The following is a 13,603-nucleotide window of genomic DNA, read 5'->3' on the forward strand; positions in this document are numbered from 1 at the left end:
GGTCCATCTCACATGCGAGATACGGTGCCCTCTCGTGACGGCGATCGACTCTCCCCCCACCGACGCGGCCGGCCAGGCCGCGACCGCGCCCGCCATGCAGCGCATCGGCCTGCTCGTCCGCGACGCCCGGCGCCACCACGGCCTGACCCAGGCCCAGCTGGCCGCGCGGCTGGGCACCAGCCAGTCCGCCGTCGCCCGCATCGAGCAGGGCGGGCAGAACCTCACCCTCGAGCTGCTGGGCCGGCTCTCCGACGCGCTGGGCAGCGAGCTCATCAGCGTCGGCCCGGCCGGCCCCACCCACCTGCGGGTCACCGGCGGCACGCCGCTGAGCGGGGCCGTGACGGTGAAGTCCTCGAAGAACGCGGCCGTCGCCCTGCTGTGCGCCGCCCTGCTCAACCGCGGGCGGACGACCCTGCGCAACGTCGCCCGGATCGTCGAGGTCGACCGCATCCTCGACGTGCTGCGCTCGATCGGCGTCTCGGCCACGTGGGACGCCGCGGGGCGGGACCTCACCCTCGTCGTCCCCGACGAGCTCGACCTGGCCGGCATCGACGCCGACGCCGCCCGCCGCACGCGCAGCATCATCATGTTCCTCGGCCCGCTGCTGCACCGCGCCGGGACCTTCGCGCTGCCCTACGCCGGCGGCTGCGACCTGGGCACCCGCACCGTCGAGCCGCACATGATCGCGCTGCGCCCGTTCGGCCTGGAGGTGCAGGCCCGCGGTGGCGAGTACCACGCCACCGTCGCCGGCCCCGCCGCCGGCGACCGCACGATCGTGCTGACCGAGCGCGGCGACACGGTGACCGAGAACGCGCTGCTGGCCGCCGCGCGCACCGACGGGACGACCACCATCCGCAACGCCAGCTGCAACTACATGGTCCAGGACCTCTGCCTGTACCTGCAGCTGCTCGGCGTGGGGATCGAGGGCCTGGGCACCACGACGCTGCGGGTGCAGGGGCGGCCGGTGCTCGATGCCGACGTCGACTACACCATCAGCGAGGACCCGGTGGAGGCGATGAGCCTGCTGACCGCGGGCATCGTCACCGGCTCGGAGCTCACCGTCCGGCGCGCGCCGGTGGAGTTCCTCGAGATCGAGCTCGCCGTGCTCGCCGAGATGGGCCTGGTCTACGAGCTGTCGGCCGAGTACCCGGCCGACAACGGCCACACCCGGCTGGCCGACGTCACCCTCCACCCCTCGCAGCTGCGGGCGCCCATCGACAAGGTGCACCCGATGCCCTTCCCGGGCCTCAACATCGACAACCTGCCGTTCTTCGCGGTCATCGCGGCGGCGGCGTCCGGCTCGACCCTCATCCACGACTGGGTCTACGACAACCGGGCGATCCACCTCTCCGACCTCACCCGGCTCGGGGCCGACGTCCGGCTGCTCGACCCGCACCGGGTGCTGGTGAGCGGGCCGACGCACTGGTCGAACGCGGAGGTGGTGTGCCCGCCGGCCCTGCGACCCGCCGTGTGCATCCTGCTGGCGATGCTGGCCGCGAAGGGCACCTCGGTGCTGCGCAACGTGGACATCATCGCCCGCGGCTACGAGCAGCTCTACGAGCGGCTGGTGGAGATGGGCGCCCGCATCGAGGTCTTCCACGACTGAGCAAGGACCCCGTCCCTCTCACCCCTCGCTCCGCTCGGGGCGAGCCTCCGGACGGGGCCGTCCGGTCACCTGGCGAACCTCACAGTCAGCGCTCCTGGTCGGTGGGGCGCACCAGCACCTCGTTGACGGCGACGTGCGGGGGCTGCGAGACGACGTAGAGCACGGCGCGGGCGATGTCGTCGGCGGTCAGCGCGGTCATCGACGCGTGCATCCGCTCCGAGGCCGCCTTCGCCTCCGGCTGGGTGATGTGGCTGGTCAGCTCGGTGGTGACCGCGCCCGGCTCGACCAGCGAGATCCGCACGCCCCGGGTGGTCACCTCCTGGCGCAGGGACTCGCTGAAGGCGTTGACCGCCCACTTGCTGGCGTTGTACACGCCGGCCCCCTTGCGGGCGGTCCGGCCGGCGACGCTGGAGACGTTGACGACGTCGCCCGAGCCCTGCTCGACCATGCCCTCGATCGCCGCGTGGGTCATGTACATGAGCCCCAGCACGTTGGTGTGCACCATGCGCCGCCAGTCCTCGGTGTCGGCACCGACGACGGTGCCGAGCAGCATGACCCCGGCGTTGTTCACCAGGACGTCGAGCCCGCCGAGCTGCTCCCGGGTCCGGCGGACGGCGTCGGTGCAGGCCTTCTCGTCGGTGACGTCGAGGTCCAGGGTGAGCACGCGGACCCCGTCGGCGCGCAGCCGGTCGGCCAGTGCCGACAACCGCTCCGCGCGGCGCGCGCCGATCGCGACGGCGGCCCCGGCCGCGGCCAGCGCGACGGCGGTCGCCTCCCCGATGCCCGAGGACGCCCCGGTCACCAGGGCGACCCGGCCGTCCAGGGGGCGTGCGGCGTCGGTCATGCGGTCCTCCTCCCGTGCCGCCCGGTGCGGCAACCCCCGACAGCCTGCGCCCGCGACGGGCATCCGGCAGCGCGGGGCGGGCGGTCAGCCGGGCGGGAGGACGACGCCGAAGCCGCGCACGGCCAGCCGCAGCAGCACCGGGCCGCCCCGGCGGAGGTCGGCCACCCGTGCGGCGGCGGCCCGCTCCAGCTGCGCCACGCGGCGGGCGTGCTCCTCGGGCCCGCGCAACCGGGCCACGTGCAGCGCCTCGGCGTTGGCCCACACCTTCCGCCGCGACTCGCGCAGCACGACCCGGGTGGCGCGGCGGTTGGCGACGGCCAGGAGCCGGTCCAGGCCGGTGCGCCGCGACCCGGCGGCCTGCAGGGCGCGGTCCTCGGCGGCGACGCGGCCGACGAGCACCTCGTCGATCCGCTCGTGGTCCCGGCGGCGGCCGGCCAGCACCGCGGGGTCGGCGAAGTCGGCCGGGCCGATCACCCGCACCAGCGACTGCGGCAGGTCGAAGTTGATGTGCGCGTTCATGCCGAGCAGCACGTGCCCCTCGGGCCGGGTGGCCGGGTCGGCGCCGAACGCCTCCCGCCACGGCTCCGGCGGCGCCGCCGGGTCGCGGCGGTGGGCCTCCAGGGCCTCGAGGTACAGGTCGGCGAAGTCGACGTCCCAGGCGGTCACCCAGTCCGGGTCCTCGAACAGGTCGCCGTCGATGGCCGCGCCCACCGCCCGCGTCGTCCGCAGGTAGGTGGCGAGGAAGAAGCGCGCCGGGTCACCGGCCTCCTCCAGCCCGTCCAGCAGCCCCTGCATGCGGGCGATGAGCTCGTCCACCGGCACGGTCACCCCCGTGATCGTGCCCTGCGGCCGCCGCCCGCGCTGCGGGAGGTCGGCCCGGGCGGTCGGGTGGCCGGGGTCAGATCAACGCGTCGAGGCCCTCGTCGGGCGCGAGGGCGAGCGGGGCGTCGACCGGCGGGCGGTGCGGCTGGTCCAGCCCCCGCATGCGGGCGGCGTGCAGCGCGAGCAGCAGGTTCAGCCGCAGCGTCGGATCGGTCGTGAACGGGCCGAGCAGCCGCTCGAGCTTGCCGATGCGGTAGCGCATCGTGTTGTAGTGGAAGTGCAGCCGCCGGGCGGACTCCGCCACGTTGAGGTTGGTCTCCAGCAGCACCCGGAGGGTCTCGCGCAGGTCGGCGGAGTCGGGGTCGGAGGCGTCGGCCAGCGTGCCGAGCACCTCGTCCACGTAGTTGCGCAGCTCGGTGCTGTCGGGGATGAGCGAGAGCAGCCGGAAGACCCCGAGCTGGTCGAAGTGCGTGACCGCCTGCGTGCCGTGGATCTCCTGGCCGACGGCGAGCGCCCGCTGCGCCTGCTGGTGGGCCTCGCCGAGCGCGGACAGCGAGCCCGCCGGCCGCCCGATCCCGGTGCCCAGCACCCGCCCTACCCGGCGCACGCGGGCGTTGACCCGCCCGGTGACCGCCCCGACCAGCGAGCTGATCTCCTCGGGGGTGCGGCCGTCCAGCGGCAGCACGGTGACGATCTCGGTGGACAGCCCGGCCACGGCCGCGCCGGAGACCTCCGTCTCCAGCGCCGCGCGCCAGCCGTCGGCGAGCCGGTCGAGGACGTCGAGCGCCCGGGTGGGGTCGGCCTGCGGGTCGGCGGCGGTCTCGGTGGCGGTGACGAGGACGACGACCGGGCCGTCGAGCCGCCAGCCGAACGAGCGGGTCTGCGCCAGCGCCCGCTCGGTGTGCCGCATCGACCCGCCGACGAGCCGGCGGACCAGGTCGCCCTGGAAGCGCAGCTCCACCGAGTGCACGGCCTGCTGGCGGATCACCGACAGGGCGGAGACCACCGCGGCGCGCTCCAGGACGCCACCGGCGCCGACGACCATCGGGCCGGAGCCGTTGACCGCGACCAGCCAGCCGTGCCGCTGGTCGCCGGCCATGATCGGGGCGACGGCGTACTCCCCCACCCCGCCCGGCAGCTCGTGGTGCCCCGGCACGAGCAGGATGCCGTCGGCCGGCGAGAGGTCGGCGTCGGCGAGGACGTCGGCCGGGGTCACCACGGTCATGTCGGCGCGGGCACCGGAGATGCGCCGGGACGGCGTCATCATCGCCAGCTCGTCCTCGGCCTCGGCGTCGAGCAGCCACAGCCAGTCGCTGATCTCCGCGACGTCCTCGGCCGGGCCCGCGGTGGTGACCACCTCGCGGTCGGGCCCCAGCCCGAGCACCGCGGCGCCCTCGAGGTAGACCGCCAGCTGGTCGGTGACCTCGGCCAGCCCGCCGCCGCTGAGCGCCACGTCGATGAACTGGTCGTGCATCCGGAAGGACAGCGACAACGCCTCGGCCTGCTTGGCGACGACGGCGCCGAGGACCTCGGAGACCAGCTCGTCCATGCGGACGTCGGCGGGCAGCGCGAGCACCGGCAGGCCCCGGCGGTCGGCCTCGGCGAGCAGCTCCGCGGGCACCGGCGGGGACCCCTCGGTGCCGCGGTAGGCCAGGGCGGCCGTGCCGGAGGACTCCAGCCGCTCGACCAGCAGCCGGGCGCGGGCCGGGTCGGCCGGGGGGAGCCGGGCGCCGAGCACGAGCAGGACCTCCGGCCCGGCCGCGGCGAGGGGGTCGGCCGGGTCGTCGACCACCATGTGCCGCAGCACGCGGTCGAGGCCGCCGCTCCCGGCGACCACCTCGGCCGCCCGCAGCACCGGCAGGTCGAGCGCCTCCTGCAGCGAGAGCCCCATGCGGTCCTGCCAGCTGGTCCGTTCCACGCGGTTCTCGGACACGGCCACCTCCGACACGGCAGGAGATCGACGAAAAGAGGTCAAGCCGTTACCGTGCGTGCTGAGCACACGCTCGGCTTCACCCTGGGTCACGGAGTCCATCCTCCCGGTCGAGATGCGGCGGCCTATACCACAGAAGCCTGTCATTAGTACCCGGGCCGACGACCCCATTCTTGGCTACTTCCGCCATACTTCCGCGCGCGACGCGCCGCATAGGTTCGAAGCCCGGGCCTACCCGCCCGCAGGATGGTAAGCCGGTCACCGAGATCCGGTGGCGACCGGCCCCTCCGGCACCGGTGGGCTGGGTCGGGCGGGGGGCCCGAGCCGGAGGTCTCCCGTTGCATCCACGGTGAAGAGGCCCCCATGCGCACCATCGACGAGTCGACCGGACCGGAGGTCCCCCGGGGCCTGCCGGGTCGCGGCACCGCCGTCCCCGACGCCCGCGCGGCCCGCGCCGGTGTCCCGACCATCCCGCTGCCCCGCGTGTCCGCCTCGGCAGCGGCGCGGACCGCCCCGGTCGCCCGCGCGGCCGTGCCCGCGTCCGCCAGCACCGGGATCGCCGACCTGCTCCGGGGCCCCGTGCGCCCGGCCCGGGTCCTGATGACCGCTCCTGCCGCCGTCTACCTGCAGGTGCCGACCGACCACGGCACCGACATCGTCGGGGTGCTCACCAGCGACGCCGCCCGCCTCCCCCTGGGCTGCGTGCTGTTCCGCCCGAGCAACGGCCGCCCCCTGGTGGCCCTCCCCAGCGGCGCCCCGGCCGAGGTCGGCGGCGGCCGCATCGTCGTGGGTGACCTCGCGGTCAGCGCGGCGGCGTGGTGGGACCCCCGCCCCCGGCTGCCCAGCCCGCGGCCCGCGCTGCTGCCCGAGGGCGTGCGCCAGCTGCGCAACGCGCTCTACGGGGAGGGCGTCCCCCACAGCGCCTTCACGCTGCCCGGCCTGCCGGCCGGGCCGGGGGGGCCGCTGGCCGCGCTGCGCGGCGCGGTCCGGCGCGCCGACCTGGACGCCGCCCTGCGGACCGCCGCCCGGCTGATCGGGCTCGGCCCCGGGCTGACGCCCGCCGGGGACGACGTGATGGCCGGCACCATGGCCGGTCTCGTCCTCCTGGGCCACCCGGCCGCCGAGCGGTTCGCCGCGGGGGTGTACTCGCTCGCGGCCGGGCGGACCACCGAGCTGTCCCGGGCGTTGCTGCGGCACGCCGCCGCCGGGCGGGTCAGCGGCGAGTACGCCGCGGTCCTGCACGGCCTGGTCGGCGAGCGGCCGCTGAGCCCGGCGATCGCCTCGCTGCTGGCCACCGGTTCGACGAGCGGCCGGGCGATGGCGCTGGGCATGTGCACCGCCATCGACCTGGTGGAGCGCACCACCCGCCGCTGAGCCTCCCCGGTCCCCGGCCTCGGGTGCTCCCCGAGGCCGGGACCAGGGCCGGTTCCGGGGGTTCCCGGATGGTCCTGACCGGCCCCGTGGCGGCAGGCTCTGTGCCATGAGCGAACCGCAGACCACCGTCCCGCCGCACACCGCCGTCCCCCCGACCGCCGCCGACCACCAGCCCCGCCGCACGGAGCTGCGCCGCAGCCGCACCGACGCCATGGCCGGCGGTGTCTGCGGGGGTCTCGGGGAGCACACCGGCATCGACCCGCTGCTCTGGCGGGTCGGCTTCGTGACCCTCGCCCTCGCCGGCGGTGCCGGCATCCCCGTCTACCTGCTGCTCTGGGTGCTCATGCCGCCGGCGCCGCTGCCGGCCGGTCAGGAGGCCCGGCCGGTCGACGCGCTGGCCGACCGGCTGCACGAGAAGCTGGTCCGCCGCGGCTGAGCAGCGGCCCCGGTGCAGGGTCCCGCGCCGAGCCCGCGCGGCGCGGCGCGGGGGGCACCGGGTCCTTCAGATGCGGCAGGCGTGGATGCTGGTCACCAGGATCGCCCGGGCGCCCAGCTCCCACAGCTCGTCCATGAGCCGGTTGGTCTCGCCCTGCGGCACCATCGCCCGCACCGCCGACCAGCCGGGGGTCTGCAGCGGGCTGACCGTCGGGCCCTCCAGGCCGGGGGTGATGGCGGTCGCCCGCGGCAGCAGGTCGTTGGGGCAGTCGTAGTCGAGCATCACGTACTGCCGCGCGACCAGCACCCCGCGCAGCCGGCGGCGCAGCTGGGCGACCGCAGGCACCTCCTCGGCGCCGGCCCGGCGCACCAGGATCGCCTCGCTGGTGAGCACCGGCTCGCCGATGATGTGCAGGCCGGCCGCGCGCAGCGTCGTCCCGGTCTCGACGACGTCGCAGACGGCGTCGGCCACCCCGAGTCGGCAGGCGGTCTCCACGGCGCCGTCGAGCTTGACCACCTCGGCCTTGATGTCCTTGTCCTCGAGGTAGCGGCGCAGCAGCACGGGGTAGGCGGTGGCGATCCGCTTGCCGGCCAGCTGGTCGACGTCCGCGATGCCCGACTCCACCGGGGTGGCGAACCGGAACGAGGAGCGCCCGAAGCCCAGCGGCATCACCTCGACGGCCGCGGCCCCCTGCCCGTCGGCCGGGGCGGTCTCCAGCAGCATGTCGCGGCCGGTGATGCCCACGTCGAGCGTTCCGGCGGCGACGTAGACGGCGATGTCGCGGGGTCGCAGGTAGAAGAACTCGGTGTCGCTGTCGGGGTCGTAGACGGCGAGGTCCTTGGTGCTGCGGCGCTGGCGGTAACCGCTCTCGGCGAGCATCTCGGCCGCCGGCTCGCTCAGGACGCCCTTGTTGGGGACGGCGATGCGCAGCACGGTGGGAACTCCTTCGGTGGGGTGGTTCGGGGGTAGGCCGGGCCTACAGGTGCGCGTAGACGTCGTCGAGGCTCAGCCCGCGGGCCAGCATGAGCACCTGCACCCGGTACAGCAGCTGGCTGACCTCCTCGGCGGTGCGCTCGGCCCCCTCGTGCTCGGCGGCCATCCAGGACTCGGCGGCCTCCTCGACGACCTTCTTGCCCGCGGCGTGCACGCCGTCGCGGACGGCGCTGACCGTGCCGGAGGCCGGGTCGCCGGCGGCCACCTTGGCCGACAGCTCGGCGAACAGCTCGTCGAAGGTCTTCACGCGCGGGCCTCCTGGCCGGCCGGCAGGACGCGGAAGCCGGTCGGCCCGTGCGGCCCGCGCAGCCCGCGCAGGGTCAGCGCGGTGGCCAGCGCGGCGACGGTGGCCTCCCAGCCCTTGTCCTCGGCCGAGCCGGGCAGCCCGGCGCGGTCGCGGGCCTGCTCCTCGGTGTCGCAGGTGAGGACGCCGTTGCCCACGGGGGTGCCCGCGTCGAGGGCGACCCGGGTGAGCCCGGCGGTGACGGCGTCGCAGACGTACTCGAAGTGCGGCGTCCCGCCCCGGACGACCACGCCGAGGGCGACGACGGCGTCGTGCCGGTCGGTGAGCGCCTGGGCGACCACCGGCAGCTCCACCGCGCCGGGGACCCGCGCCACGGTGGGCTCGGCCACCCCGCAGGCGCGGGCGGCGGCCAGCGCGCGGTCCAGCAGCGCGTCGGTGAGCTCGGCGTGCCAGGTCGTCGCGACGACGCCGAGGGTCAGGCCCGCGGCATCGACCGGCCGGGCCTCGGGGGCACCCCGGCCGCTCACAGCTGCTGCTCCGTCCGGCGCAGCGGGACCTCGGTGCCGGGCACCGTCGCGGCGCCCGGGCTGTCCGCGGGGCCGGCCTCGGTCTCGGGCTCGATGATGTCGAGCAGGTGCCCCATCCGGTCGCGCTTGGTGCGCAGGTAGGCGAGGTTCTCGGCGGTCACGTGGCTGGGCAGCGGCACCCGGCCGTTGATCTTCAGGCCGTAGCCCTCCAGCCCGGCCCGCTTGGCGGGGTTGTTGGTGAGCAGCCGCATGGTGTGCACGCCGAGGTCGACGAGGATCTGCGCGCCGGTGCCGTAGTCGCGGGCGTCGGCGGGCAGGCCGAGGTCGAGGTTGGCGTCGACGGTGTCCACCCCGGCGTCCTGCAGCTGGTAGGCCTGCAGCTTGTGCAGCAGGCCGATGCCCCGGCCCTCGTGCCCGCGGATGTAGAGCACGATGCCGCGGCCCTCCTGGGCGACCGCGGCCAGCGCGGCCTGCAGCTGCGGGCCGCAGTCGCAGCGCAGCGAGCCGAACACGTCGCCGGTGAGGCACTCGGAGTGCACCCGGACGAGCACGTCCTCGCCGTCCCCGACGTCGCCGTAGACGAAGGCGACGTGCTCGCGGTCGTCGTAGGAACTGCGGTAGCCGACCGCGGTGAAGGTCCCGGGGGCCAGGGGGACGGTGGCCTCGGCCAGCCGCTCGACCAGCTTGTCGAAGCGCTTGCGGTAGGCGATCAGGTCGGCGATGGAGACCAGGCAGAGGCCGTGCTCGTCGGCGAAGAGGCGCAGCTCCTCGCCGCGGGCCATGCCGGTGGGGTCCTTCTCGCTGACCAGCTCGCACAGCGTCCCCGAGGGGCGCAGCCCGGCGAGGACGGCGAGGTCGACGGCGGCCTCGGTGTGGCCGGGACGGCGCAGCACCCCGCCGTCCTTGGCCCGCAGCGGGACGATGTGCCCCGGCCGGGCCAGGTCGGCGGAGTTGGTGGTCGGGTCGGCCAGGAGCCGGATGGTGTGCGCCCGGTCGTGCGCGGAGATGCCGGTGGTGACGCCCTCGCGGGCGTCGACGGTGACCGTGTAGGCGGTGCCGCGGCGGTCCTGGTTGACCCGGAACATCGGCGGCAGGTCCAGCCGGTCGGCATCGGCCTCGGTGACGGCCACGCAGATGTAGCCGGAGGTGTAGCGGACCATGAACGCCACCAGCTCGGGGGTGGCCAGCTCCGAGGCGAAGATCAGGTCGCCCTCGTTCTCGCGGTCCTCGTCGTCCATGACGACGACGGGGCGGCCGTCCTTGATGGCGGCGATGGCGTCCTCGACGGAGTCCAGCCGCAGGCCCGGGGTGGTCACCGGCGCGCTCCCAGCAGTCGTTCGGTGTACTTGGCGATGACGTCGACCTCCAGGTTGACCGGGCTCCCCGGGGGGAGCGTGCCGAGCGTCGTCTCGCGCAGCGTGGTGGGGATGAGGCTGACCTCGAACCAGGGTTCGGCGAGGCCGGCGTCGCTCACCGCGCTGACCGTCAGCGACACCCCGTCGACGGTGATCGAGCCCTTCTCGACGACGTAGCGGGCCAGCTCGGGCGGCAGCGAGACCCGCACGACCTCCCAGTGCTCGGCCGGGGTCCGGGTGAGCACGGTGCCCACGCCGTCCACGTGTCCCTGGACGATGTGGCCGCCGAGCCGGGTCTGCGGCGTGACCGCGCGCTCGAGGTTGACCGGGTCGCCCACGCCCAGCCGGCCGATGCTGCTGCGGCGCAGGGTCTCCCCCATGACGTCGGTGCTCCAGGCGCCGTCGTCGACGGAGGTGACCGTCAGGCAGACGCCGTTGACCGCGATGGAGTCGCCGAGCGCGGTCCCCTCGAGCGCCCGGGCGGCGCGGATGCGCAGCCGGGCGGAGTCGCCGTCCCCTTCGCGAGCGAGCAGGGTGCCCATCTCCTCGACGATGCCGGTGAACACCTCAGCCCCTCCCGTCCGCGGATCCGTCGTCCCCAGTGTGCCGGGTGGGGCGCAGGCGGATCCCCACGTCCCCGCCCAGCCGGGTGACGTCCACGACGTCCAGGGTCAGCGCGTCGCCGATGCCGGTGATTCCCAGGTCGCCGACCAGCGGGGCGCCGGCCCCCAGCAGCTTGGGGGCGAGGTGGACGACGGCCTCGTCGACCAGCCCCGCGCGCAGGAAGGCGGCGGCGAGCGTGGGGCCGCCCTCGAGCAGGACTCGCCGGACGTCGCGGTCGAACAGCTCGGCGAGCAGCCCGGCCGGGTCCGCGGCGGTGCTGACGTGGGTGGGCGCGGCACCGTCCCGCACCCGGGCGCCGGCCGGGAGGCGGCCGCGCCGGTCGACCACCACGCGCAGCGGCTGCCGCGGGGCGTCCCGGCCGTCGGGGGTGCGGACGGTGAGCTGCGGGTCGTCGGTGAGCACGGTGCCGGAGCCGACGACGACGGCGTCGCAGGTCGCCCGGAGCCGGTGGACGGCGGCGCGCGCGTCGGGGCCGGTGACCCACCGGCTGCTGCCGTCGGCGGCGGCGACCCGGCCGTCGAGCGTGCCGGCGACCTTCCAGACCACGTGGGGCCGCCGGAGCCGGACGCCGGTGAGCCAGGCGGCCAGGGCGCCGTCCTCGGCCTGCTGGCGCTCGACGGCGAGTTCGACGTCGACGCCGGCTGCGCGCAGCCGCTCGGCACCGCCGCCGGCGAACTCGGTCGGCTCGGGGACCGCGACGACGACGCGGGCGACCCCGGCGGCCACCAGCGCGTCGGCGCACGGCCCGGTGCGGCCGGTGTGGGCGCACGGCTCCAGGGTGACCACGGCGGTGCCGCCGCGGGCCCGCTCCCCCGCCTGCTCGAGGGCGCGGACCTCGGCGTGCGGGCCGCCGGGCGGGGCGGTGGCGCCCTCCCCCGCGACGGTGCCGTCCGCGGCGAGGACGACGGCGCCGACCGGGGGGTTGGGGCTGGTGGTGCCGAGGACGGACTCCCCGAGCTCGCGCGCCCGGCTCATGGCGCCGGCCTCGCGCGCCCGGGCATCGGCGCCGGCCTCGCGCGCCCGGGCATCGGCGCCGGCCTCGCGCGCCCGGGCATCGGCGCTGGACCCGTGCGCCGCGGCCGCGCGCTCGGCGTCGGTGCCGCTCACCCGGGCATCGCCGCGGCGGCCTGCGCCCGCAGCGCGGCGATGGCGCGGCCCGGGTCGTCGGCGCCGTAGACCGCCGAGCCCGCGACGAAGACGTCGGCGCCCGCGGCGGCGGCCTGCTCGATCGTGTCGGCGTTGATCCCGCCGTCGACCTCGACGAGGACGGTGAGGTGGCCGGTGTCGACCAGCTCGCGGGCACGGCGCACCTTGGGCAGCGTCGCGGCGATGAACTCCTGGCCGCCGAAGCCGGGCTCGACGGTCATGACGAGGAGGGTGTCGAAGTCCCGGAGGAGATCGAGGTAGGGGTCGAGGTCGGTGCCGGGCTTGAGCGCCAGGCCGGCCAGTGCCCCGGCGGCCCGGATGTCGCGCGCCAGCGCACGGGGGTCGCTGCAGGCCTCGGCGTGCACGGTGACGTTGCGCGCGCCGGCCTCCGCGTAGCCCGGGGCCCACCGCTCCGGCGCCTCGATCATGAGGTGGCAGTCCAGCGGGACGGGGCTCACCGCCTGCACCGCCTGCATGACCGGCAGCCCGAAGGTCAGGTTGGGCACGAAGTGCGCGTCCATGACGTCGAAGTGCAGCCAGTCGGCGTCGGCGACCCGCTGGGCCTCGTCGGCGAGGCGGGCGAAGTCGGCCGACAGCAGGCTCGGCGCGATCATCGGGGTGCGGGCCACGTCCGCCGAGTCTAGGCGGGCGGTGATCACCCTCCGCCCACGGGAGCGGCGGCGGTCACCGCCGGCGGCGGCTGCGCCGCCCCCAGAGCACGGCGCCTCCGACCAGGGCCACGAGCAGGAGCAGACCCGCCCACCAGGCGCCGGCCGGGACGGAGGTGCCGCCGTCCCCGGTCTCGTCGAGGGGGGTGGCAGCGGTGTCCGGCGCCGGCTCCGTGGCGGGGGCCGGGGCGGTCGTGGTGGGCGCGGGGCTCGGCGTCGCGGCCGGTGCCGTCGCGGCCGGCGCCGGCGCGCCCGGGGCGACGGCGAGCACCGGCGCGGGCCGCTCGGGCTCGGGCGCTCCCGGGAGGGCCGGCTCGATCCAGGCGTCCTCGCTGCCGTCGGCGTACTGCTGGATCGTCGGGAAGGCCAGCGTCGTGACCCCGGCGGGCAGGGCGGTGACGGTGACCGCGTACTCGGCGCCCTCGCCGACCGGCAGGGCCGGGCCACCCACCCGGAACCCCGTGTCGGTGGGGGTGAGCGCCCACCCCTGCGGGCCGGTGGCGAGGCCCACGTCGGCCGGTGCGATCCCCTCGGGCAGCCGGGTGCGCAACCCGGTGATGCCTGCGGTCTCGGACTCCGCCGCGGCGCTGAAGGTCAGCGTCACCGGGCCGGTACCGGCGACGGCGTCGGGTGCGGTCACGTGCACGTGCGCGGCCGCGGGGCCGGCGCCGACGGCGACGAGGACGGCGGCCAGCACGGCGGGGACGAGGAAGCGGACGACGCGGGTCACGCCACCATCAGTCGTCGGCCGGCCCCCGGGGGTTCCCGCGGACCCCGCGACACCCGTCCGAGCCCCTGCGCGCCATCGCCCCGCCACCCACGCCCGACGGCAGGGAGAGGCCGGAGGAAGGTGCTGCTCAGCGGCCGGTTTCTGTCGTACCCCCGGCCTATCGTGCGGGCATGGCGGTCGGGGCGCGGTACGAGGTCGGGGTGATGGTGACCCCGCTCGACCCGCGCCCGTCGGAGTGGGAGCCGGCCGACCCCGATCCGCTGCCGGCCGGGCCGCTGGCCGGCTGGCTGCCGCCGCGGCGGGA

The 13,603-nt window shown here is 76.2% G+C and carries 14 protein-coding genes; 3 read left to right on the forward strand and 11 right to left on the reverse strand.

The genetic code is table 11. The annotated features are described in order from the left end of the window. The first annotated feature begins 34 nt into the window (after positions 1-34). Complete coding sequence (locus D0Z06_RS20585; RefSeq protein ID WP_233517848.1) at positions 35-1,606, forward strand: helix-turn-helix domain-containing protein; 1,572 nt, start codon at positions 35-37, stop codon at positions 1,604-1,606. Positions 1,607-1,691: 85 nt separating this feature from the next. Here the strand turns inward: D0Z06_RS20585 and D0Z06_RS20590 are convergent, their stop codons facing one another. The 3 genes from D0Z06_RS20590 to D0Z06_RS20600 form a co-directional block, all read right to left on the reverse strand. Next, the gene (locus D0Z06_RS20590) at positions 1,692-2,450 is read right to left on the reverse strand and encodes an SDR family NAD(P)-dependent oxidoreductase (RefSeq protein WP_117379411.1); all 759 of its coding nucleotides are present in this window, start codon (positions 2,448-2,450) and stop codon (positions 1,692-1,694) included. Positions 2,451-2,534: 84 nt separating this feature from the next. Next, the gene (locus D0Z06_RS20595) at positions 2,535-3,278 is read right to left on the reverse strand and encodes a DUF5995 family protein (protein ID WP_117379412.1); all 744 of its coding nucleotides are present in this window, start codon (positions 3,276-3,278) and stop codon (positions 2,535-2,537) included. 70 nt (positions 3,279-3,348) lie between these two features. After that, positions 3,349-5,205 (reverse strand): PucR family transcriptional regulator, encoded by a 1,857-nt coding sequence (locus D0Z06_RS20600; RefSeq protein ID WP_117379433.1) that lies wholly within the window; start codon positions 5,203-5,205, stop codon positions 3,349-3,351. Between the two features lie 360 nt (positions 5,206-5,565). On the opposite strand from D0Z06_RS20600, the gene D0Z06_RS20605 reads away from it, so the two are divergent. Together D0Z06_RS20605 and D0Z06_RS20610 are read left to right on the forward strand one after the other, a co-directional pair. Continuing rightward, positions 5,566-6,576, forward strand: coding sequence for an oxamate carbamoyltransferase subunit AllH family protein (locus tag D0Z06_RS20605; protein WP_117379413.1), 1,011 nt, complete (start codon positions 5,566-5,568; stop codon positions 6,574-6,576). A gap of 106 nt (positions 6,577-6,682) precedes the next feature. After that, positions 6,683-7,012 carry a PspC domain-containing protein gene (locus D0Z06_RS20610; RefSeq protein ID WP_117379414.1) on the forward strand — a complete coding sequence of 110 codons (330 nt, stop codon included), beginning with the start codon at positions 6,683-6,685 and terminating at the stop codon, positions 7,010-7,012. A gap of 66 nt (positions 7,013-7,078) precedes the next feature. Here D0Z06_RS20610 and hisG read toward each other — a convergent pair whose 3' ends face one another. From hisG to D0Z06_RS20650, 8 genes are read right to left on the reverse strand one after another with little or no spacing between them, the layout of a single operon-like run. Further along, complete coding sequence (gene hisG / locus D0Z06_RS20615; RefSeq protein WP_117379415.1) at positions 7,079-7,945, reverse strand: ATP phosphoribosyltransferase; 867 nt, start codon at positions 7,943-7,945, stop codon at positions 7,079-7,081. A 43-nt stretch (positions 7,946-7,988) separates the two neighbouring features. Next, positions 7,989-8,252, reverse strand: a complete 264-nt coding sequence (locus D0Z06_RS20620) for a phosphoribosyl-ATP diphosphatase (protein ID WP_117379416.1) — start codon at positions 8,250-8,252, stop codon at positions 7,989-7,991. Further along, positions 8,249-8,776 (reverse strand): 6,7-dimethyl-8-ribityllumazine synthase, encoded by a 528-nt coding sequence (gene ribH, locus D0Z06_RS20625; protein ID WP_117379417.1) that lies wholly within the window; start codon positions 8,774-8,776, stop codon positions 8,249-8,251. Before ribH ends, D0Z06_RS20620 begins: the two co-directional genes overlap by 4 nt. Continuing rightward, positions 8,773-10,092, reverse strand: a complete 1,320-nt coding sequence (locus tag D0Z06_RS20630; protein ID WP_117379418.1) for a bifunctional 3,4-dihydroxy-2-butanone-4-phosphate synthase/GTP cyclohydrolase II — start codon at positions 10,090-10,092, stop codon at positions 8,773-8,775. Before D0Z06_RS20630 ends, ribH begins: the two co-directional genes overlap by 4 nt. Continuing rightward, on the reverse strand, positions 10,089-10,697 hold the full coding sequence (locus D0Z06_RS20635; RefSeq protein ID WP_117379419.1) for a riboflavin synthase: 609 nt from the start codon (positions 10,695-10,697) through the stop codon (positions 10,089-10,091). Before D0Z06_RS20635 ends, D0Z06_RS20630 begins: the two co-directional genes overlap by 4 nt. 1 nt (position 10,698) lies before the next feature. Beyond that, positions 10,699-11,862: a bifunctional diaminohydroxyphosphoribosylaminopyrimidine deaminase/5-amino-6-(5-phosphoribosylamino)uracil reductase RibD gene (gene ribD / locus D0Z06_RS20640; RefSeq protein WP_233517849.1), complete on the reverse strand. Its 1,164-nt coding sequence runs from the start codon at positions 11,860-11,862 to the stop codon at positions 10,699-10,701. After that, a complete protein-coding gene (gene rpe, locus D0Z06_RS20645; RefSeq protein ID WP_233517850.1) occupies positions 11,859-12,530 on the reverse strand; it encodes a ribulose-phosphate 3-epimerase in 672 nt (223 codons plus the stop codon). The genes ribD and rpe overlap by 4 nt, the downstream gene beginning before the upstream one ends. 55 nt (positions 12,531-12,585) lie before the next feature. Further along, a complete protein-coding gene (locus D0Z06_RS20650; RefSeq protein ID WP_117379420.1) occupies positions 12,586-13,299 on the reverse strand; it encodes a DUF1775 domain-containing protein in 714 nt (237 codons plus the stop codon). Between the last annotated feature and the right edge of the window lie 304 nt (positions 13,300-13,603).

It is taken from the genome of Geodermatophilus marinus (assembly GCF_003428645.1).
Classification (GTDB): domain Bacteria; phylum Actinomycetota; class Actinomycetes; order Mycobacteriales; family Geodermatophilaceae; genus Geodermatophilus.